The following is an 18764-nucleotide window of genomic DNA, read 5'->3' as shown; positions in this document are numbered from 1 at the left end:
ATTTTAATTATCCAACTTTTTTTTTCAAGTCCAAATTAAATAGTAATATATTTTCTATATTCTTTTAACGAATAGCTATTTTAATTACTGCAGCCCTAGCGGGAGGCATTTTGATCTCTATAACATCATCTTTTACCATTCCAATTTTGCATAGTCGAGTCCATTTTTTATCCCATAAATATTTATTCGTTACAACTCTGGTACTCAATTTTATTTTTCCTCAAGCACCTCTAAGCCTCTACCAGAATGCTTATAGAAATATGGAAATACTCCATCACCATGATCCATGTATTCATGTGCTGATTTCCAAAAAGATCCATTTCTATACCCTCTGAATTCAGAAGTATAAGGCTGCTTACGTATTTTTGCAATCACACCTTTTAACATCAAACGTGTTTTATATATATCCATTAAACGAACATGCATAAACATAGTGTCCCATTTCCCATATTCGGATTTGTGAGCTTCCACAATTATGTTTTCAATTTCTACCAAAGCAAGCTCCATCTCATTTGCAAAATCTTGTGGGCTTAGATTTTTCTCATAAGCTTCCAATGCATCTGAAATAATTTGTAATGCTCTTGCAGAATACATATGAACTGCTACTTGATATGTAAAATGTGCTTGATAAAAATCCTTTCTATCTTCTGGAATTTCTTCGGATATCTTTAAGGTTGATTTCCATAAACTAGGAAAGAAATCTGCTGTTTCGGCTAGAGGTTCTTTTGTCTGAGCCAGATTATTCATTCTTTTTCTACCTTTTGTACTTTCTATCATTGCATTAATAGTTTTACCTTTGGCAATTCCATCTCCAAAACGTTGCAATGCAGCTTGTATTAGATACTGTAACAAGTGCTCACCTCGAGCTCCTACCCATCTATCTCCTGAAGGCATTTTTTCTCGCATATAAGGAATATTGTAATAGTGTAATCGTAAATCTGTTAACTCTGAAGCTAATTCCTCTCCAAATTCTTTAGCATACCACCCCTTTAAATAATCTTTCATAGATGCTTCAGGAGATTTACTAAGAGCAGGTGTTGCATCCCATAAAAAGTCATTAATTGCATTCACAGATAGTGCTGCTGGACGAATACCACTCACATTAATTACCGCATATTTTGTAGCTCCTTTATCTACGTAACGTTTTAATTCTTTATAAAAACGTGCAGGTGGAACTCCTTCTGTAGTTCGGTTTTGAGTTAACATCATCATCATTACATGATAATACAAACCATCACCTTTCTCCAAATATTTTCCACCACTATCTCTCATAAAACCACGACCATCATCTGCAAACATTTTAGTTACTCCATCCGGTATTTTTAGCAGCCCTTTATTGTAAAATGCTCCTTGTTCATTCCAAAGTGCAGCTACTATAGTTGCATCTGGCTGGTACTTTCTAATAATATCTGTTTGTGCTTGCATTGCCTCTGCAATCACCTTAGCCCTTCCTTCATCCGTTTTTGGAGCTGCAGGATCACTATGCCAAAAAGCACCATCACTTTCTCCTCTAAAACCAATAGTCCAAACAATTTCTTTATCTGCTTGTACTTTTATTGCTTTTTCCCAAGCATCTAACAAAATTTCTTTTTCTGTAATAAACGAAAAAGGAACTTTTTTTGGCCAGTTCATCATATTTAAACCAACAGGTGTCACATGGTGATGATTTACAGCGACCCCTCTTCTTTTACATAAATCGTACACATTCGCATCTGGATATTGTGCAGATTCAGGAATAATCATATTTCCTTTGGTTCTTAACAAAGTTTCCAAAATTTTATCCATCCACTCTGATGCAATTACATTTCCTCCTAAAGGATCTCGGTGCATACCGTCATGTAACTCTTCATCATTTATAAACCAACCTCTATACTCAAATGTTGGCTTTTTAGATTTGATTTCAAAGTCTGCCTTTACTGTTATTTCTGATTGCTTTTTTGGAATATTATCTGTAAAAACATACATAGGATCTATCCCTAAAACTTTTTCTGTAAAAGTATAAATAGCATAAATAGTTCCTCTATCATCTGCTCCAGCAGCAAAAATGGCAGCGTTCTTATTTTTTGATTTTATATTATCTAAAAAAATATGAAAATGCTCTTTCTCTTTAGGAAGCTTAACATTTGTTAAATTTTTAATATTTTTTGAAGATCCAAATACAATAACTGGACCATCCCAGCTACTGCTTGAATTGTTATGAAAAATTACAGGTGGATAACCAAAAACTCTATACCAATCCTTTTCGGCATCTTTTATAGCCTTTTGTATTGGCATTCTTTTATAATCTGCATCAGTAATTACCCAAGGGGTATCACCAGTAATCTTTATGCCATTTATAACTTTTGTTTGTGCATTCATCGCAATAACAAAAGCACATAAAAAAAGTGTTAAAAAGGTTATTTTTCTTGAAAAATTGTTTTTCATAATTTATATTTATTCATTTTATTCAAACATTCTACTTAACTAAAACTAGTCAACCCAAAATAACTTTTTAAAAGCAGGGATTTTCATATTCTATTTCCCTTCAAGGTTTCTCGTTTTTAGACTACATAATCGTAACCACTCTATATTGAAAACCAAACAATTTACACTAAACTGTCTTCATATTGGATAATTATTTTTTAATGATTTTAAACGTTTCTGTTAGTCCATTTTCAGAAACAATTTTTAAAACATAAACTCCAGATGATAGCTCTAAAATATCAAAGTTAGTCTCATTCCTCGGAAAGCTCTTAACCAACTGTCCACTCATACTATACACCTCTACTAGAGTTACATTTTTTGAAAGTGTAAATGTTGATTCCGATAGATTTGAATATACTTGAATAGCATTATCATTCTCTAGAGATGTACTATTTTTACTTACAGCTATATCTGTCTTGCTACTAACCCCACATGAAACAGCATTTGCATTAAGACCTTCAACCTTCATATAATCAATATTACCTAAACCATTGGTACTTATAGACTCTATTCTTATGTCTTTAACCCCGGCTGGAAGATAAACAGTGACAGAAGTATTTTCTTTCCAAATATTCCATTCTGTTGTTTTATTAAATGTAATTGCATCTAAAACAGATACCCCGTTTACAAACAACTCTCCTTGTCTGTCACTTGGACAGGCATGATTCCAGGTAAATGTATACGAACCCGAATCTCCAAATATTTTCCAATTTACGCCATTACCTGATGCATTATCAGTATTGGCAAAACCATCTCCTGTGTAACCCGGTTGATTATTATTGATCGCCCCATCAACAGAACAAAATCCGATCTCGTTTTCTTGTATTGTAAAAGAAGTTATACTACTACATAAAACAGGCTCAGTATTAGCTCCTACAACTTTCATATAATCAATATTACCTAAACCATTGGTACTTATAGATTCCAATCTTATGTCTTTAATTCCTGCTGGAAGATTAACAGTCACAGAAGTGTTTTCTTCCCAAATATTCCATCCAGTTGTTTTATTAAATGTAATTGCTCCTATAGCAGATACTCCATTTACAAACAACTCGCCTTGCCTATCACTTGGACAAGCATGATTCCATATAAAGGTATATAAACCTGCATCTCCAGATATTTTCCAATTTATTCCATTACCTGTAGCATTATCAGTATTAACAAAACCATCTCCAGTGTAATCTGGCTGATTATTATTAATCGCTCCATCAACAGAACAGAATCCGGTTTCGTTTTCTTGTATTGTGAAAAAATTTATATTGCCACTATTGCATGAAACAGCGGTAACATTAGGCCCTTCAGCCTTCATATAGTCAATATTACCTAAACCATTGGTACTTACAGACTCCAATCTTACATCTTTAATTCCTGCTGGAAGATTAACAGTAACAGAAGTATTTTCTTCCCAAACTGCCCAATCCCCTGTACCGTCAAGTGTTATATTATTTAAAATAGACTCTCCATTTACCAATAAATTCCCTATCCTATCGCTTGGACAGGCATGTCTCCATGTAAATGTATAAGAACCTGCACTTCCTGATATTAGCCAATTGATACCATTACCTGCTGCATTATCTGTATTAACAAAACCATCTCCTGTGTAACCTGGTTGATTATTATTAATCGCCCCATCAACAGAACAAAATCCGACCTCGTTTTCGTTTATAAGTAAATCATCTGAATTAAGACTATTGTTTTGCCCCCAAATAATTGATGATGTTTTATTATCAATATCTATTTCTACCAAACAATGCTCGAATACCCTAGTATATACATAACCATTTTTAGTAGCAACTCCTAAAGGTTCACCTATTTCTTTTGAAAAATCATCTGTCCAATAGGCAAGAGTATCATCAGCAACATAAGAGTTTTCATCTCCTCCCCATGAATAAAATGTGTTGTCGTTTGCTACTATTAAATATGCTGCTAAAGAAAAATCGTGAGTTAAACCAAATTCTCCAGCAGAGCTTCGACAAATAATATATTTATCGTTGGGGATTTCTAATAATGCATCCATTAAAACTTCCGCTGTAGCTGTTGCAAATACTGTACCTCTAAAAAACACTTCTACAAAAACTCCATTTGCGTTATCTAAAACACTTGAGTCTGCATATATCTCTAACCATTGCCTAACATAATAGCCATTGTAAAGCACAAAAGAATTCATATTATCTAAATTCTCCTTTATAGGATCTAACACATTACGTATCTGTGCCCCCGAAAGACCATCTGCAAACACGCCATCAAAATCCGTATTATCAACAACATTATCAGCAGTATTTACCCACCAATTTTGTGCTTCTGTAGTTGGGTACGTCCAACGTAGTACACCTGTAGCATCTTCTTCTACCCAATTAGGATTAGTGGAAACTATATTATCTATACTAGAATAGTTAAAGTCATAAGCTGAATTAGCACTCCAATAATATAAAATCTTAGCACTGGGGTTGTTCTGGCGAATCTTAGTTGCTGTCACTGCCAATGCTTCATCTGAATTTCCAAACCCGTAAATGGCACTAGCATTTCCTTTAGCAACACCAAACATGTAGTAATTATCTTTAATAAATTCATATTGCTCATCTGTAAAATCCTCAGCTCGATATGCATGACCATATAAACGAACTTTAGACCAATCACCAGGACCTGCAGGCTGCGCATAAGTATTAGTTAATAAAAAAAAACTAAATAGTACCAGTAAAACTTTCATAACTTTCATAACTTTTGATTAATGTTAATTACTTTAAATATTGCTTTTAATTCATTCTTGGGAATTACTTCAACAAAACAAACACCTACTGAAAATTCAGAAATATAAAAACTGGTTTCATTAGGTGTTTTTTTTTGAGTAACTACTCATATACAACACCTTAACACTTAAAACAATATTAAATCGAATAAAATGATTTGTATTTCGTGAAATATTAAACTTTTATTATTTTCAATATTTCCTTTGCTCCATTTTCTGAAACAACTTTTAAAAGATACACCCCTGATGACAGTTCAGAAATTTCAAAGTTCCTCTCATTCCTAGGAAAACTCTTAACCAATTGTCCATTCATATTATACACCTCTACTTGAACTACGTTTTCGGAAAGCGTAAATGTTGATGAAGATAGATTTGAGTATACCCGAATAGCATTTTCCTCCTCTAAATATATACTGCTATTACTAAGAGGCTCACATGAAGCAGCAGCAGCAGTAGCATTTGGACCTTGTACATTCATGTAATCAATATTACACAAACCCGTATCACTCACGGATTCCAATCTTATATCCTTAATTCCTTCTGATAAATTAACAGTAACAGAGGTTTCTCCCCAAACCGCCCAATTCCCTGTAGAACTAAGCGTTATATTATTTAATATAGGCTCTCCATTTACTAATAAATTAGCTATTCTATTAGTTGTAGCTGCATGTCTCCATGTAAACGTATAAGAACCTTCATCTCCAGATATTTGCCAATCTATACCATTCGCAGCTGCATTATCAGTATTGGCAAAACCATCTCCTGTGTAACCTGGTTGATTATCATTAATCTCCCCATCAACGGAACAAAAACCAGTCTCGTTTTCTTGTATCATAAAAGAGCTTATAATTTCACTATTATCTCTTATTAATAATTCATTAGAATTGAATTTTTCTCCTGGAATAAAGCAATCGTTACAAATTACATCTGAAAGGAGTACCATATTGTCTGTACCAACTTGTGAATTTTCGTCACTCTCAGGCATTATATAGCCTAACATAGCCACCCATTCTGTTTTTCCGTCATAAGGCTGATAGATATCTCTATCTGTAAAATCCGGATGTATAAACTCTTTTCTTCCACAAATAGCATAGGGATCTGTAGTCAAATTATAACTACCAGTATCATTGTCTTTTATCAAAAATAAAGGCACCGAGTTTGTAACCGGAAGGGCATAAGTGTATGCTATCGGTTCAGAATCTGTCGTTGGCATAGAATTCGTGAAAATATTTTGATCATCTACACTAGTAATGTAAAGTGGCAACATTTCAGATGCTTCCTTACTAATGTCTACAATACCATATTCTACCTTATCAACTAAATCATACGATTTTTGAATAACTTCATCTCGTTCTCCCAAAACCATATAAATACGTTTAAAAAAGCCCCTACCTGGCCCAACGTCTGTGCCGTTGTTAAAAGCCGTCATAATAGTAATATCTCTGGTGGAATTAGGAACCCCAGAGATACCAATACTACATAGTGATTTTCTAGGTTGCCAACTTTCTCCATAATGCTTATCCAAACCATGAACAGTACTTATGGTTAACGCTGAAGGATTATCCATTCCATTTTCATCTAATAGCGTTGTTTTAGCTACCCAACCTCCTGCATCGGCGATATTAAATCGAGTCGGATAAGTACCTTCAAACTGCTCAAAACTAACTCCGTCAGGCATAGATTTTATAGAGTTTGCAAATACTGAGAGACGCATCATAGCCCAAGGCATAGCAATGTCTCCATAAGTATTAGATCCGAAATTATATCCGTAATAGGTAATCTCTAACACATTATCGCCTATATGACGATATTTGTGGTAGAACATTATATCTCCTCTATTTATACTTGGTTTTACAACGGGACCCCAGTTAACACAGCTATAACTTCGATCACCCTTATCAAATTTTTCAGTAAATAATGGATGATAAAAAGGAGTTTCGGGATCCATAACAGGATCAAAATCTGTACGAACATACATACCAGCTCCATGAACAAATCCATTTGCGTAAGGAATACCATCCATCAATACACTATCATCATGATTTATTTTATCTCTCCATGTTTGAAGGACCACATCATCTACCCAAGGACTCTCACCTCTAGCACCTGCTTGCGGTGGAATTAACTCCCCTGTACCTTCTAAAATCCAAGAATATATTTGTCCTCCTTTACCTATTCTAATAGACCAATCAAGATCATCTGATGTATGATTCAATTGCGTATGAAAAACATCATCTTCATCCCAAGGTTGACCTGGAAACCAATCTGACTCTGTCCAGTTTTCATCTGCAGTAGTTAATGATAAACTACTTGTTCCTTGCGTTGCCGTTGGTGTGATGCCAAAAGCATCAAAAACATTAAAAAAAGAATTTTGCCCTTGTACTTTAGTAGTGGTAATGACAACTAACAAAAACACAAGTTTAACTATCAATATTTTCATAATCATTTATTTGTAGAAAAATCTTACTATACTAAAGCAAAGACTTAGATAGTTGTTGAATTGGGATGTTAATTTTAAATTATTTAATCTTTATATTAGATTTAATTGAAGCAATATAAAAATCAATCTTTTCTGCTAAGTAATCAGAATCAGACGAAGGGTTTTCAGTTACTGTATAATATTTTTTACCATTAGAATGCCCAGCAAGTGGCTTTCCAAAAACAATTTTAAATTGCGTATATTCATTTATGTTTGATGCATCTTCTTTATCGACTTTAATAGTCCCCTTAAGCGTTTGCCAACCGGGTTTAAAATCTTTTAAATGGCATATTTTGTACCTTCTTTTAACAGCATCTCCATCAATAATAAAAACAATTTTACGTTGCTCTTTTGGCACAGTACTTAAATCCAAACCATCCATCTCTAAATTTACTGAAACATATATTTTTACTTCAAAATTAACAAGTAAAATATCTTCAATTTTCTTGCTTTCTAGATTATTTTTAAATTGAAAAGTAACAGATGGAAAACCAGATGTGCTTTTTGCATTTTTTGTAAACTTAAATGCTTTATGCATATTAACCCCTTCTAACTTAGGTATTAATGGAGTGGCAGATATAAAACTAAAATCATCTTTAGACAATTTCTTATCTTGACTTGATATATCTGCTAACTCCATGTTTTTTATACCATTTCCATAATCTAACCATATTTCGGAGCAATTTTGAGCATTTATGGAGTAAGAAAACAACAACGCCAAACTAATTAAATATATTCTTTTCATTATAATACTTTATTTTATAATAAAAATGAGGTTATGTTATAATTATAAACAAAACCTCATTTCTTATTTACTCTTTCTTATTTTTTCACAAAACGCTTAACCGTTTTTTTACCATTTTCTGATTCCATCTCAATAAGATAAACACCTTTAGAAAAACTACTTATATCTATTTGCTTTACATTAGACTCTTTAACTAGAGAACCTATTGTATTAAAAATTTTAACCGATTCTACATTATTAGATAAAAATATTTTACCTTCTGCTGGGTTAGGATAAAACAAAAGTGACTCAGTTTTATTAATATCGTTATTAGTAGATAATACAGTTGCATCTAAGGCAGTATCAGATACTATACTACTAACATAAATAGATACGTCTTCCTCTAAAAAGTTAGTACCATCTGTGTAATACTTAAGAGTTCCACCAGGCTTTGTTGTAGTAGAACCTAAAACAAGTGTCGCTTGATCATATTGGTTTAAATTTGTAGCATCTTGAGTTCTAATTTGAACCTTAAAATCTAACTCTTGCCACCCCGTATTAAAATCAATCTTAGCACCTAAAGGTCTTGCACTTGTTCTTGTACTAGCTACTCCATCAGAATCTTTTAGTTGCAATGTAAACCTCATGTCAGCTCCTGTAGAAGTTACTAAACCAGCTAAGTCTACTCCTGTACTAGCATCTGGATCTGCAACTATATAAACACTAACCTTTACATTAATATCGATGGTAGCAGTAACTTCTGCATCGTCTAAATTCCCATTAAGCTGAACTGTAAAGCTTGGAGTTTCTGAAGTTGCAACTGTACTAGCTTTCACATATTTAAATGCTGTCTGGTTTGCAGCACCTGTAGGTAGAGGAACCGCAGGCGAGTCTGAAGTGTAATCATAAAACAGAGAAGATCCTGGTTCATCTTGAGATGCAATACTAATTACAGCCCCATAGTATTCTGAGTTTCCATAATCCATCCAAACTTTATCAAAAGTTTGTGAACTCGCAGTAAACGAACCAATACATAAAGTTAATAGACTGCTTAAAAATAATTTTGTTTTCATAAAATATTTAGTTTAAATGTTAATAGAGGGTAAAACTAGCTAGAAATCACATTATTTTGTTTCTCTAATTACTTCTTTTATTGCTTATTTCAATTTATTTAAAAATAAAAAAGCTTTTGCAGCTAGCTATTACAGTCGTCTCTTATAATATTCAGAAGTACTTTAGAATATGCTTAACTAATTAAATAATATCACTAATCATTTTCTTCTTATTAGAAGTCTGAAAGTTGTTTTTTCTGCTTTTTCTAAATCGTTATTTGAAGTTTATTTATCATCGTCAAACCAAGATTGAATAATAATTCTTGATTATGGAGGCGTTTCACCTAAGTAGTATTTAATGAGAGCTGTTTCATCATTTTTAATGTCCTGGTTTACATTGTATACCAAATTAAATAATTTTGTTTCGGGATTGTAATTTGTTTGCCAAAAATCTTTTCCATGTACCGATTGGTCTACAACTTTCCATTCACCACGATAGTATTTCCATAGCACTGGGTTTGTCACAGAACTTAGTCCAGAAAAAACAATAGGAACATATCCTTTTCCTCCAGTAAGGGTAACAAGTCCTGTGTTATTAGAAGTTTCAACAGTTAAAGGGTAAGAGGTGTGAATAGTATTTGTTGATGATGTTGCTCTTATTTTGTTACCAAGAGACTCTCTATATAACAATTCATACGAATTTCCATAAGTAGTTAATGCATTTAAGAAATTTTCATTAGGTCCATAATAATCTACAACTTGTTTAGGGAATACAACAACTTCTACTAACAGCGCTATTTTATCTCCTTTAGTAAAAGAAGTTACCTGAGGAGGTGTTACCAAACAATAGGAAGTAGGATTGATATCTTTTTTTTCTGAATATCCTTTAGAACTAGACCTTTCCATTACGTAGGGCGTGTTGTTTTCAATTCCTCCAAAAGTTGCTGAATAATTTCTGATAATCATTCCATTATTTGTGTCAATTTCTTTTTTGTTTTTAGCACCTTCTTTGTACAATCCATCTCCTGCCCATAGCCATGGGTTATCTCCATTTAGGGCAATTTCACTTGTAGTGTAATCATTAGATCCATTATTTGTGGGGGTAAATTGACCAATCATACCAGAATCATTTCCGTAAACAACACTTTGTGAATTAAAATAGTTATAAAAATCACCTCCTAGTTGAAAAATATCAAATCGATTAAAGGCTGTGTTTTCAAGTGCTTCTACGTTTATTTTGTAATAAATTCTTGTAAAATCATCGGATCTATTTATGTGAAATGTATAATCAAACTTTAGTTTTTTGTCTTCAGATATTGCTGAAATCGAAGTTTCGGTTAAGTTTGGGGAATATGCTTTAAAATCTGTTTTTACTTGTGAGTGATAATTTCTACTTCCAGTTTCGTCTTCGTAAACAAGGATGTCAATTCCACCAACATTACCTGTCCATCCACATTTTTCAGAATTACCTCCATAAGCTTCATTGGTCACTAAAAAAGGACGAACATCTGCACCAATGGTATTTCCATATTCATAATCAGGAGAATGTGTTATAGATTCTCCAAAACTTCCTAAGGCTGCTTCTAGCCATGCTCCTCTAGGATAACCTGCTCCAACGACTGATAATTGATGAGAAGATGCAGTGTAAGTTTCCCCCCATTTTGCTCCTGTTTTTTTGTAAACGAGATTCATTGTTGTGTTTGCAGGAATAATTATTTCGGTATATTCTTTAATCCAAGAACCTGAATAAAATTGTGAGGTAGTATCATGCCAGTTTTTAGAAACCTGAAGAGGCAAACCTGATGGATCTCCATTGCTGTTACAAATTATCGAATTAAAACCAACTATATTACCTGGGGGAATTTGTCTGAAACATAATTTAACGCTTTGTTCTTTAGAAGATGAATTTTCCAATGTTAAATTAACACTTTGTAATTTATCCGTTGTTGCACAACTACCATATCCCATAGTGTATTTAGGAATATCAATATAATGCATACCTTCATCTTGACTATATGAGATGTTGGATATTTTTTTAGCTGAAGGTAATGTTTGTGAAGCCGTAATACTTATTTCTTGTTCATCTCTAAAAGCTTCTTTGTATTTAGTAGCTATGTTTTCTGTAATTGCACAGAACACAATACTTACTTCATATGCAGTATTAGTTAGTAAGTCTTGTTGTGTTGTTGTTACGGTGATATTATTACCATTAATAACTACAGATTCTGCAAGAACTCCCCCTTTTACAACAAAACCTTTATTATTAATTGCGTAAGCATGCAATTGACCAGATTTGTAGTATTGGTTGTATTCTGCTGGAATATCAATAGATAGTTGTAGTTGACCATTGGTAATATCTGCCGTTGGTTTTACGTGAAAAGTAATTTTAAAACGATTGTGCCAATTGGTAAAATCAATCCCTGTGTGGTACGTGTCTATAGGTTGGTTTCCGTTAAAATTGGTACTTACAAATCGTCTGTTACTCCAAGTTCCAAATTCTGCTAGTTGACTATCTTTCCTTCCTGTATTTGAAGGCGTGTCACTTTTATCGTAAACCTTAGTGCCGTTTTGAAGAATAGCATAGTTAATATCACCTTTATAATTAGTTGGAAAAATAGCTGAGTTTAATTGCGAGAACCCTTGTTTTTTTGATAAAGAATGTTCGTTAACCAGTAGGCTATTTATAGAAAGGTTTTTATAATCTATGTTTAATGAATAGCTACTCGTGTAATTGGTAAAACTTCTGTTTTCTGAAATAGAAGATTTCCAATTGTTATTCCAATAGGTATAATTATATGAATTAGTATAGTTGTCGTAAGATTCTTGATTTACGGCTGTTAAACTGCTTTGAGAAAAGCAAATATTACTAATACTTATAAGTAGTAATATTAGTGAGAATCTTGATGTTATAAAACTGTTTTTTAGATGTTTGTTCATTTTTAAAGTTGAATAAATATTAATAATACGGTAATGATTTATGTTTAACATATAGGAATCTTTACTATGTATTAGTAATTTAAATATTGTGATTTGCTATATAAGTTATTTATTAGGTATCGCATATTTAGAATAATTCTCTTTTTTAGCTGTTAATTCTGTTCTGGTAGGCATTTCTGGATAACTCACTAAAAAGTTATGTTCGTCAATTAAATTAATTACGTAATGCGTTGTTCCTTTTGGTACACTAACTGTAACGCTGTAGTTAGAGTTTATTTTAGCATCAGTTTTAAACCATTCCTCATAGTGATGTCCACCATTAGTTGTATAAATTAAATTGGCTTTTACCACCTTTGCACCATTTTCTTTATAGGTGAAAGTGACTTCATTTTTATTTTTAGATGCAACTATAGCTGTAGGTACAGTTTCTTTATGTTCTAAGTCTTTTTTATAATATGGATTGTAAGAAGGATAGCTAGCTTTCATTTCTGTTAAAAGAGAAGTAAGCTTATCATTCATTTGTTCGGCTCTTTCAGGGTCTGATGTTGCTAAGTTATTCGCTTCTTCAATATCCACTCTTTTTGATGTCCCTGTTGAGGTGTCATAGAGTTTATAAAGTTCAAATTCTGTTTTTCTTGGGTTTGGGTTATTTTTATAATCGTAATTTCTAATCAACTTATAATCATCAATACGGATTGTACTTTGATAAGAAGAATGGGGAAAATGCCACATCATTGTGGTTCTTTCTTTTCCTTTTTTATTTAAAACTAACTTAGAGTTGGTTGGGTCTTTTAACAATAGGGTTGATAAATCATCTCCATCTAAATTTTTGTCTTTTGGTTTGTCAATATTTAGCAAGGAAAGAATCGTTGGATAAAAATCAAGTCCGTTTACAGCAACGTCAGACTGAACACCTTTTTTAATTCCAGGACCTGAAATTAGTAAAGGAACTCTTGTGCCTCCTTCTTTTGCGTTTATTTTTCCCTTGTCTAGTGGGTAGTTATCTGTAATAACTTCTCCAGGATGGCTTTCCATACCTCCATTGTCAGAAGTAAAAATAATATAAGTGTTTTCGCTTAATTTATGTCCTGGCCAGCGAGGATCATCAGTAGTTTCTAAATAATTAAAAACCTGTCCTACATAATAATCTAACATCTCTACCATAGCACAATAAAAAGGGTTGTTCTGTCCTTCTAAGTCCCAATGTTTAGGGTCTGCTGGAAAAGCAACTCCTAGTTTTTTACAGTATTTTTCTAAAAGAGCCTTACTTCTCGTATGGATGGGTGAATGAACTAAAAAGGTAGCATAATACAAGAAAAATGGATCTTGTTTGTTTTCTTCTAAAAAGTTTAATGCATCTTGATTATTTTGATGAAAAGGAAAACCATTCTCATCCAATCGGTAAGGGTCAGATTCTTTATTAGTGGCAAAGTCCGTTAGTCTGTTAGGTCTTTGAGGACTTGTAACACCACGATTTGCTGTAGATATGTCAAAACCTTGATCTGTTGGTTGAGGGTAGGCAGAGTGATCGATAGCCATGTGCCATTTTCCTGAATGACCCGTTTTGTAACCATTTTGCTGTAGCACTCGAGCCAAGGTCATTTCGTTTTCTGGCATACGTCCACTGTACCAAGGATCGATAATACGTTGTATGTTTTTATTGGCATAAACTGTAGGAGGTGCACCACCAACAACATGTGTTTTTTGTGCTCTTGCAGGATGATTTCCACTCATGATAGCACATCTACTAGGTGCACAAGTAGGGGCGGGAGAATACGCTTGCCAAAATTGTACTCCTTTTTTTGCGAATGCATCTAGGTTTGGTGTTTCGTAGGGAGATGGTTCGTCAATGTCGTAGCATTTTACGTCTTGCCAACCTAAGTCATCTGTTAGTAAAAGTACTACGTTAGGTGCTGGTCTTTCTTTAATAAATGTTTTATTATGCTTTTGAGCATTACAATTAAAAAATAAACTACTGATAATAATTACTATACTGCTTTTAAACATAATTAATTCTTATTTTTTTACTATACGTGTGGTTAATTTTAATTTATTTTCGAATATGGTTTCTACAAAATAGATGCCTTTTGATAATCTTGAAATATCGTATTCCGTTTTATTTTCTGAGAATGATATCAATTTTTGTCCTAATGCGTTGTAAACATGGACAGATTCAATTTCTTTAGAAATTTTAAAACTACTTTTTACAGGATTTGGATATAATGTTATTGATGTTTTCTCTACACTGTTAATACTGAGTGATTCTCCAACCAAATAAGCCCCTTTCGGTCTTGAATAAGGAATATAATCTGGCTTAGGATTTTGCACCATTCTATTATTTATTTCTTTGAACAAATCCATTTCTTCTTGCATTATATTACCATCTGTATCATACCAACTACCATCAAGAGTTGCAGACCATGTAATTGCAGCACCAGCATCTGTTAATGTTCTTACAATTCGATAAGCTTGTTCATCATCATTAAACATAAAGTCTGAAGTAAATACAGTCCATCTGCTACGTAGAGGAATAAAAGCATGTTTTACTACTTGTTTAGTGCCATTATAAGTATCCCATGGATTTCCTACCATATCAGGAAAAGTATATTCTTCATAAGCCCAGGAGGTTGGAGGAGCTCCAAGAGCCAAAGGCGTAGGATGCCCACCAGTAAAATCCATGTATGGGTCAGAAGCATTAAATCTTTTAATTCTGTAATCTTTATTGATGCCGTCATCATTTACCTCTACTTGTTCATTTACATCATCAGTATCTACATATAAGTCATTGCCATACGCATCTTGAAAATAGTCAGGATCTAAATCTACTTTACCATCATCAAGTGTATTATTTGTAGCTAAGGCAGCGTTAGGATCTACTTTAGTTATCATTTTAACAAAATCTTCTAGTTCTCCAGGAAGACCTTTACTATGGTCTAACCAATAGCCGTCCACACCAGCATCTTTGAATCTTTCAAAAAAACCTTTACACAAAAGACGATAAGCTTGTGCTTCTTTTTCTTCATCAGTACCTGTAAATAATGGGGTGTTTAAGTAATAATTTTCCCATGCTGCTTTATATGTAGAATTATCTGGAGTTCCAGATCTTGCAGATGGTCCGTCCGTAGCAATGTATAGAATTACTTTTTTTCCTGCATTTTTAAAAATTTCAATTACGTCTAGAATGATCTGTTCATTTACCAAACTTGGTACCATATCACTATGGATTTCTGTTGCAATATCTATATATGGATTTTCTCTTAAAAGAAAGAAATATCCATGTGCAGAATGTGTAAAATTTAGCATTACGTGCCCCATGGAAGGCAAATCGGCAACCATTTGTTGCGCAACTGTAACATAATCTGCAGGATTCGAGTCTAATCTTATACCACCAGGTAATTGATACCAAAAGCCCCACGATCCAGATAGCCATTCCGCTTTAGGTTCAGTTTCTTGAGAAGTTGTGCCGGATATAGTATCAAAATAATTGGTAGATGTTAAACTTGTTGTGTCCCCAGACGCAACACCTATCATAATTTGGTCATATCCTCCTGCACTAGCAACATCTGTTGGTATTGAAGTTCCGTCAAAAATAAAAGTAAAATCTTCCCATGTTTCCCCTAAAGAAAAATTTAATTGTTTATAAATTGCACTGCTTGCACCTATGGTAGAGTTTCTAAAATAGACTCTAATTCTTTTATTGGTGGTTGTTAAATTAGCTGTTGTAATTGATGTGTATGCCTTTAAAGAGATTGAATACATCGCTAAATCAGTAACGGGGATCGGTAAATTAAAATAAATAAAAGGACTTACTTGTCCGTCTCTTATAAACTTTGAGCTAACGGAATTGGTGTTAAAACCTATTGTCTCTGGATTTACTTCATTTGTTGAAAAAGTTCCTTTAGTTGCACTCGATAATGTAATGTAACTTGTGTTACTTTCATTTTCGTACCAAACAACCTGAGCCTGTGTATAAAACAGAAAAAACAAAGCTATTAAGCTAGATAATAAACGTTTTTTTTTCATAATGACATTGCGTTTTGTGGACTTAGACTACGTATATTGTTATTTTACAAACAAGCCTTTATAGTAATGGATAAAGACATCTTAGTTGTTATGAATTTAAAATAAGGAGTACACTTTAGGTGTTATCATACTGAAACGCTGTAAGTTTTACTGAGTTCAGTTAATAATGGGTTAAAAAAATACTGCTATTCAGAATATTACTTTAAGGTCAGGTTGAGCGCAGTCTAAACCCTAATATTATTTATGGTTAGAAGAACTTTTGACTGCACTCAACCTGATATATGTTTGCCTTTTGTATGTAATAATTTACTCTAAATTGGTTCAGAATGGTATTCAGGTTGTTAAGTGAATATTTCTAATTCTTTAAAGATTAAAGTAATTATTATTTTTTAGCAATACTAAAAGTTTACTTTTTAACTCGTCGTCCTGCTTTATTAAGTTCTGCACCTCTTTTTTTACCGAAAGTTTCAATCACTTTTTTTCGAAATACATCCCACGACTCTGTTCTTTTGGCTGCAATAGCTTCATCGTTACCTTTTAGTTCTTTGCCTACCTTGAATGCGGTGCTGCTTTGTTCTAGTTTTAATTCTAAAAGTTTTGTTTTTTCTTCAGGTGTGACCTTAATATTGCTTGCGACGAATTCTACATATTTAGTAGCATGTTTTACTACGTGCTGTGGGTAACCTTCTTGTGCGTTTGCTGTTAAAGTAACTGTAAAAAGGATTGTTAAAAGAATAATGATTTTTTTCATAATATGGTATAGATTTTAAGTTGAAACAAAGGTATTATAGGTAAGTAGTTTCACGTTTCTTTATTCAATTAAGTTGTTGCTCTATTCTTTTTAATCCATTGATTAACTCTTGTAGGTGCAAATGGAATAGTGGAATTACTACATTAGACTGGACATTAGATTGCGAGATTTAGAGTTACATAAATTAACTTTGAATCATGAAGAAACAAGACAGAAATTACAGTACATCATTTAAGCAAAAGGCTGTAGAACTAAGCTATGCCCGAGGTCATGTCAAGCAAGTTTGTGAGGAACTGGATATTCCTTACTCGGTATTGCACCGCTGGAGACGAGAATCACAAGATTATGGAAAGAACAGTTTTCCAGGTAGAGGAATCCCAAAATTGACAGAAGAACAAAAAGATACACAAAGTACAGAACTTTGAGACAAACCTTCTTTTAAAGAAAGCTTCTTAAATTTTAATGGTTTAGAATTACTTCCTCCGTTTTGCCCAAAAGCAATTCCTACAAATAAGCAAATAATAACTAAAAATAGATGTTTTTTTGACTCCACGATTCAATAAAATTGAAAATACTATTAATTAAAATCGAATATAATAATTTATATTTTGATAACATCAATTATACATTTTCTTAATAAGAACATACAAAATTGCGATAAAATTTAAATTATTGGTAAAATAAAAACACAATTTAAACTAAATAAATAACACATATTATTTGGTTAAATCAATAATACTAAAAAGTGTTTTAATCATGTTCTTTTAATATCCACTCAAATAAAACTAAACTAAGAACTAACAAAACGTAGCGATGGTGATGTACAACAGCTCATCACGCGGTGCTTAATTCGGTGCGTACAAAACCACCCCCCTTTATTACCCCTACTAACACTACAAAAATTAGATTTTGGTTAGTTCCTCATTCTCTCGAACCAATAAGTTTTTTTTAAATATCCTTAGAAATCAACAACCATATCAAGAGCCTCATCAGCATCTCTTCGCATAAAATTAGCTTGATAAAGCATAGTTGTAGTAACCGAAGAATGCCGATATAGTTTTTGAAGCATTTGAATAGGAATTTTATCACCAGAAATGTTTCCAAAACTATGGCGAGCAATGTGCATGGACATTTTTTTATCTATTCCTGCTTTTTCTGCAACAAGCTCTAATCTCCTATTGAAGTTTCTTGTCGCTGTTTTTATTCTTGTCCTTATGCGTTTCTTATCATTTAAATTAACACCTTCTAGCTCCTTGAATAAATAAACAGAATGTTCTTCTCTTTCTAATTTACCGAGAATTTTAGTAACTTTATCAGGGATCTTCAATGAAACTAATTTGTTATTCTTAGCCATACGGTAATGTAAACGCTCGTCATAAAAATCTGCCCACTTTAATTGTAATACATCACTTATACGAATTCCTGCAAAATAAAAACTAAGTAACCATGCATATAAAGCATACTCTTGAGCTTTTGTTAAACCTTTTAAATTCTCTAAAGTCTTTATTTCTTCTGTAAGCTTCCCCTATAACCGAACTGTTTAAAAGTGTAAAATAATTATTAATTTTAAACAGTATTATGAGAAAAAG

Annotated in this window: 10 protein-coding genes and 1 pseudogene; 1 reads left to right on the top strand and 10 read right to left on the bottom strand. The window is 32.9% G+C overall.

Features of this window, described 5'->3' with window-relative positions; translation table 11 throughout:
* Positions 1-210 precede the first annotated feature (210 nt).
* The 9 genes from Q5N74_RS15955 to Q5N74_RS15915 form a co-directional block, all read right to left on the bottom strand.
* Complete coding sequence (locus Q5N74_RS15955) at positions 211-2424, bottom strand: glycosyl hydrolase 115 family protein (protein WP_304389996.1); 2214 nt, start codon at positions 2422-2424, stop codon at positions 211-213.
* 190 nt (positions 2425-2614) lie between these two features.
* Positions 2615-5170: a putative glycoside hydrolase gene (locus tag Q5N74_RS15950; protein ID WP_304389995.1), complete on the bottom strand. Its 2556-nt coding sequence runs from the start codon at positions 5168-5170 to the stop codon at positions 2615-2617.
* A gap of 214 nt (positions 5171-5384) precedes the next feature.
* The gene (locus tag Q5N74_RS15945; RefSeq protein WP_304389994.1) at positions 5385-7649 is read right to left on the bottom strand and encodes a T9SS type A sorting domain-containing protein; all 2265 of its coding nucleotides are present in this window, start codon (positions 7647-7649) and stop codon (positions 5385-5387) included.
* 79 nt (positions 7650-7728) lie between these two features.
* Positions 7729-8433, bottom strand: coding sequence for a hypothetical protein (locus tag Q5N74_RS15940; protein WP_158977235.1), 705 nt, complete (start codon positions 8431-8433; stop codon positions 7729-7731).
* Between the two features lie 77 nt (positions 8434-8510).
* Positions 8511-9485, bottom strand: a complete 975-nt coding sequence (locus Q5N74_RS15935; protein ID WP_304389993.1) for a T9SS type A sorting domain-containing protein — start codon at positions 9483-9485, stop codon at positions 8511-8513.
* Positions 9486-9791: 306 nt separating this feature from the next.
* Positions 9792-12401, bottom strand: a complete 2610-nt coding sequence (locus tag Q5N74_RS15930) for a hypothetical protein (protein WP_304389992.1) — start codon at positions 12399-12401, stop codon at positions 9792-9794.
* A gap of 105 nt (positions 12402-12506) precedes the next feature.
* Positions 12507-14408 carry a sulfatase gene (locus tag Q5N74_RS15925; protein WP_304389991.1) on the bottom strand — a complete coding sequence of 634 codons (1902 nt, stop codon included), beginning with the start codon at positions 14406-14408 and terminating at the stop codon, positions 12507-12509.
* Between the two features lie 9 nt (positions 14409-14417).
* Positions 14418-16424, bottom strand: a complete 2007-nt coding sequence (locus tag Q5N74_RS15920) for a T9SS type A sorting domain-containing protein (protein WP_304389990.1) — start codon at positions 16422-16424, stop codon at positions 14418-14420.
* A 406-nt stretch (positions 16425-16830) separates the two neighbouring features.
* Positions 16831-17175, bottom strand: coding sequence for a hypothetical protein (locus Q5N74_RS15915; RefSeq protein ID WP_304389989.1), 345 nt, complete (start codon positions 17173-17175; stop codon positions 16831-16833).
* Between the two features lie 197 nt (positions 17176-17372).
* Here Q5N74_RS15915 and Q5N74_RS15910 point away from each other — a divergent pair.
* Positions 17373-17579, top strand: a pseudogene (locus tag Q5N74_RS15910) (transposase); the annotation flags it as partial.
* Positions 17580-18133: 554 nt separating this feature from the next.
* Here Q5N74_RS15910 and Q5N74_RS15905 read toward each other — a convergent pair.
* A complete protein-coding gene (locus tag Q5N74_RS15905) occupies positions 18134-18682 on the bottom strand; it encodes a tyrosine-type recombinase/integrase (RefSeq protein WP_304390036.1) in 549 nt (182 codons plus the stop codon).
* Between the last annotated feature and the right edge of the window lie 82 nt (positions 18683-18764).

This window comes from Mariniflexile sp. AS56, assembly GCF_030552475.1.
Classification (GTDB): Bacteria; Bacteroidota; Bacteroidia; order Flavobacteriales; family Flavobacteriaceae; genus Mariniflexile.
This window is presented reverse-complemented; position numbering and strand designations above follow the sequence as displayed.

What these genes read in the sequence shown, in the direction of transcription:
- Q5N74_RS15955 (WP_304389996.1), bottom strand. Translation starts at nt 2,424, where the DNA reads ATGAAAAACAATTTTTCAAGAAAAATAACCTTTTTAACACTTTTTTTA.
- Q5N74_RS15950 (WP_304389995.1), bottom strand. Translation starts at nt 5,170, where the DNA reads ATGAAAGTTTTACTGGTACTATTTAGTTTTTTTTTATTAACTAATACT.
- Q5N74_RS15945 (WP_304389994.1), bottom strand. Translation starts at nt 7,649, where the DNA reads ATGAAAATATTGATAGTTAAACTTGTGTTTTTGTTAGTTGTCATTACC.
- Q5N74_RS15940 (WP_158977235.1), bottom strand. Translation starts at nt 8,433, where the DNA reads ATGAAAAGAATATATTTAATTAGTTTGGCGTTGTTGTTTTCTTACTCC.
- Q5N74_RS15935 (WP_304389993.1), bottom strand. Translation starts at nt 9,485, where the DNA reads ATGAAAACAAAATTATTTTTAAGCAGTCTATTAACTTTATGTATTGGT.
- Q5N74_RS15930 (WP_304389992.1), bottom strand. Translation starts at nt 12,401, where the DNA reads ATGAACAAACATCTAAAAAACAGTTTTATAACATCAAGATTCTCACTA.
- Q5N74_RS15925 (WP_304389991.1), bottom strand. Translation starts at nt 14,408, where the DNA reads ATGTTTAAAAGCAGTATAGTAATTATTATCAGTAGTTTATTTTTTAAT.
- Q5N74_RS15920 (WP_304389990.1), bottom strand. Translation starts at nt 16,424, where the DNA reads ATGAAAAAAAAACGTTTATTATCTAGCTTAATAGCTTTGTTTTTTCTG.
- Q5N74_RS15915 (WP_304389989.1), bottom strand. Translation starts at nt 17,175, where the DNA reads ATGAAAAAAATCATTATTCTTTTAACAATCCTTTTTACAGTTACTTTA.